The sequence below is a fragment of the Parvibacter caecicola genome (assembly GCF_003725335.1).
Lineage (GTDB): Bacteria > Actinomycetota > Coriobacteriia > Coriobacteriales > Eggerthellaceae > Parvibacter > Parvibacter caecicola.
Genome location: NZ_QIBY01000037.1, coordinates 1 through 3,764, shown reverse-complemented (window position 1 = coordinate 3,764; position 3,764 = coordinate 1). Strand labels below are relative to the sequence as shown.

Below are 3,764 nucleotides of genomic sequence, written 5' to 3'. Positions count from 1 at the left end.
GGGGGCGGTGAGGGGGTTGGCGGCTGCGCGGCGGCTTACCTCTTCCGGGGACAGCTCGGCAGAGGCTGCCTCCAGTAGCAGTTCTTGGACGGCCGGCAGCTCCTTCGCCAGGCGGCCGGGCAGGATGGCCCGCCCCATGATTTCGATGAGCCCGATGTTCTCCTTTTTAATATGATGCAGGTTTTCGGTGGGATGGAAGATGCCCCACGGGTGCGCGGCATCGGTGCGGTTGTTGCGCAGCACCAGGTGAAGCACGTAATCGGAGTCCTCTCGGTGGACGATGGGGTTCAGCGTGTTGTGGCGAACGGGGCGTCCTTCGCCATCTTCGCCGTGGGCAAAAACGCTGGTGGGAGGGAACGAGAATTCCTCCCAAACGGCCAGGATGCGCTCGGCGGCAGCCTGCAACTGCTGGCGGTTGGCGGAGCGCAATCGCAGCGTACTGGCGGGCCAACTAACGATGCCAGCTTGCACCTGGGGAAAGGCGGGCAGGGACACCTCTTCGCGCAAGGGGGCTTTCATCAGGGGAAACACATGGCGCCCGCCTTGGAAATGGTCGTGGGAGAGGATGGATCCGCCCACGATGGGCAAATCGGCGTTGGAGCCGATGAAGTAGAAGTGGAACAGATCCGTGAAGTCGAGCAACCGTTCGATGGCGGCCGGAGTGATAGCCATGGGGCGGTGCTGGGCGGCCAGCGCAATGCAGTGTTCGGGGAAGTAGCCGTAGGGGGAATACTGCAGTCCCCAGGTTTCGCTGCCCAGTGGGATGGCGGCGATGCGCAGCCCCGGTTTGGCGGGGTGTTCGGGGCTTCCGGGCCAGGTTTCGTTTTCCCAACACAGATCGCACTGGGGCGCGCCGCTGGGGGAACCAGAGCAGGCGCTGCCGCAATCCGGGGACTCCATCGCCGGCCCACGGCTTGCGGCTGCTGCAATGGCGCGTGGGTCTTTCTCCGGTTTGCTGCAGTTGATTGTCAGCTCCAGCGGCCTCCAGGGGCTGGCGGATTCCCAACAGATATTGCGCTCCAGCGCGGCTAGCTTGATGTAACCGCTGTCCACGCCCAGCTGGTGCAGGTAATTGGTGGCATTTTCCGGGCTTTGCGCGAAGCGGCGGTTGAACTCCGCCCGCACGATTTCAGGAGCGGGCAGCATCGGGGGCACCTGCATCCATCTTGTTCACGCGGCGGTCGTAGGTGAGCAGGCCGTTCGTTTCCTCTTCCACATCGGAAAGCTGGGTGTACACGAAGCCGGCCAGCCCCTCCGCCTCGAGTGCGTCCATCTGGGATAACGCTTCTCGCAGGGCCACAGCGAACTCCTCTGGCGAGTGGGCGGTGCCGTAACCGTACTGGGTTTTTAGCGCGCAGTGGCCCGGCACCGGGAAGCTGATGCCCCCGAACTCTGAAACCACGAAGGCGCGTCTGGGCGCCGGCTGCCGGAACACCTCCTGCGGCCGGAAGTAGTTGTGCACGCTGAAGAAGTGGCCGACCCCTTGATCGTACCAGCCGCTGGTGGCATCGATGGGGCGGGTGGGGTCGATGAATTCCACGATCTCCGTTGCAGCGCGCGCGTCGAACTGCCCCCAGCCTTCGTTGAATAGCCCCCAAATCACCACGGAGGGGTGGTTCTCTAAATAGCGCACCGTTAGCACGCAGGTGGCCAGCCATTCGGCCCGGTAGTCGGCCGAATCGGCAGAAAGGTGGCGCCAGTCGCGGGGCGCGGTGTCTGCCTTCGTCGTCCAGCTGTTACGGAACAAGGTGGGCTTGTAACTGCTGTGCCAAGGGCTCAAGGGCCCGCCGCCGCTCACCATGTCCTGCCACACCAGCATGCCCAGCTTGTCGCAGAGGTAATACCAGCGGTCCTGTTCCACTTTTATATGTTTACGCAGCAGGTTGAAGCCGGCGTCTTTCATGGCGGTTATGTCGTGGGTCATCGCCTCGGTGCTGGGGGCGGTCATCAGGCCATCGGGCCAATAGCCCTGGTCAAGTACGCCACGGATGAACAGCGGCTGATGGTTCAGGAAAAACCGCGGCAGGCCGTCGGCGCCCGCTTGCACGGCCACCGTGCGGAAGGCGCAGTAGCTGCGCACGCGATCGGTGCCCAAGGTGAGCTCCAGCTGGTAGAGGAAGGGGTCGTCGGGGCTCCACAGCCGCGGGCGCGACACGGGCACCGCGACGGAAATGGCCTGGTCAAACTCGCGCTCTTTCTGCAAAAGCGCAGGGAAAGGTTCGGTGGCGGTGGCTTGCCCTTCCGCTACAAGGCCGCCATCGGCGAAAACGCGCACCTGCAGCGGCACCTCGCTGGGGGCGTTGGCGGTGGCGATGATTTGCAGCATTTCCCCGTCGGGGTCGGGCAAGATGCGCGCTTGGCGCAGGTGCACGTTCGGTACTGCTTCCAGCCAGGGGGTTTGCCAAATGCCGCTTTGGGCGGTGTACCAGATGCCGCCCCGCTGCAGCCGTTGCTTGCCTCGCAGCTGCACGCCGCTGTCGCTGGGGTCCCACACGCATAGCTGCACTTCCAGCTGGGCGCCGCCCGTGGCCGCTTCTTCGGTAATGTCGAAGGAAAACGGCATGTAGCCGCCGGTGTGGCCGCCCACCTCGCAGCCGTTTACGATGCAGCGGCAAGCCCAGTCCACCGCCTCGAAGTGCAGGATGAGCCGCTGGCCCGCACCGACGGCCGGGCATGCGGTGCGCAGCCGGTACCACAGCAGCTGGCGCGGCTGCAGCTGCCGCCCCACGCCGGAAAGCGGCGCTTCGGGGGAGAACGGCACGCGGATGGTGCCGTCCCAGGTGGCCGGGGCAGGGACATCGCGCCGGGCGGTGGCCGCTTCGGGGGCGTCCACGATGGCGTAATCCCACATTCCCTCCAAGCAGACGAAGGAGTCGCGGGCGAATTGCGGGTGCGGGTGCAGGGGTTCGGGCGATTCTTCGCCCTGCAAAAGCGCCTCGCCCCATGGGGTGAGCAGTTCTTCCAAGGGGGTACCGTCAGGCTTACGTGGGGCGGCGGCCAGCACGCGTTTCAAATCGAGCATGCACACCCCCTGACGGTTGGTTGCGGATGACGAAAGCGAACCCCGTACAGAGGGTTGCGGCCTTTCTTCAGTTGTCCTGTATGTTCACCATTGTAAACGAGCGAGGGACCCTAAAGCCCCTCACGTCACAAGACCGATATATTGCGCTCGCCTGCGCGTGCGGCGGTTGCGTATGCACGCGTTCGCGGCGCGCTAGCCCATGAAAACCTTGCCGGCTTCCCAGGCGCCGCCCACCTCTTCGCCCACTGCGCGGTAGATGCGGAGAGTTGAGTCGTACACGATCGGCTGGAATTTAGCGAAATCCACGCGGCGCCTCGTTGATGACGGTGCTGGACCAGCTGTGCGTGTGGGGGGAGGCGAATCGTCCGTAATTTGGCGGGTGATTCCTGTGGTGAGCGCCTGGCAGCGGCGGCGGTGAAAAAAATGGCGCCCCTGAGAGGACTCGAACCTCCGACGCACGGTTTAGGAAACCGACGCTCTATCCGCTGAGCTACAGGGGCGCATAGCCCATCTATTGTACGGGATTTCCCGCTTGTTGCCCACCGTCTTTTCTGCAGTTGCGGAGTTGGGCAAGGGAGCCTTAAGGGTTCTGGCGTATTGGCGGGTTTTCCGGGGATGGCCGGGCGAATGGTAGAATGGCCTTATTGGCCCCCATCGAGAAGGAGAGCTCTGTGACCGAACAGCCTCCCTGCGCTCCTGTCGCCCCAGAGCTGGAAGCGAATCCGGCCCCGGCGCCCCAGCC

The 3,764-nt window shown here is 64.3% G+C and carries 2 protein-coding genes and 1 tRNA gene; all 3 read right to left on the bottom strand.

Translation table 11 applies throughout. The annotated features are described in order from the left end of the window. Positions 1-1,146, bottom strand: a 1,146-nt coding sequence (locus DMP11_RS10030) for a UDP-glucose--hexose-1-phosphate uridylyltransferase (protein WP_235869447.1), incomplete at its 3' end; no start/stop codon positions are given. Then, complete coding sequence (locus tag DMP11_RS10025; protein WP_123186344.1) at positions 1,130-3,022, bottom strand: glycoside hydrolase family 2 protein; 1,893 nt, start codon at positions 3,020-3,022, stop codon at positions 1,130-1,132. The genes DMP11_RS10025 and DMP11_RS10030, both read right to left, overlap by 17 nt. A gap of 424 nt (positions 3,023-3,446) precedes the next feature. Then, positions 3,447-3,522, bottom strand: a tRNA-Arg gene (locus DMP11_RS10015). Positions 3,523-3,764 lie beyond the last annotated feature (242 nt).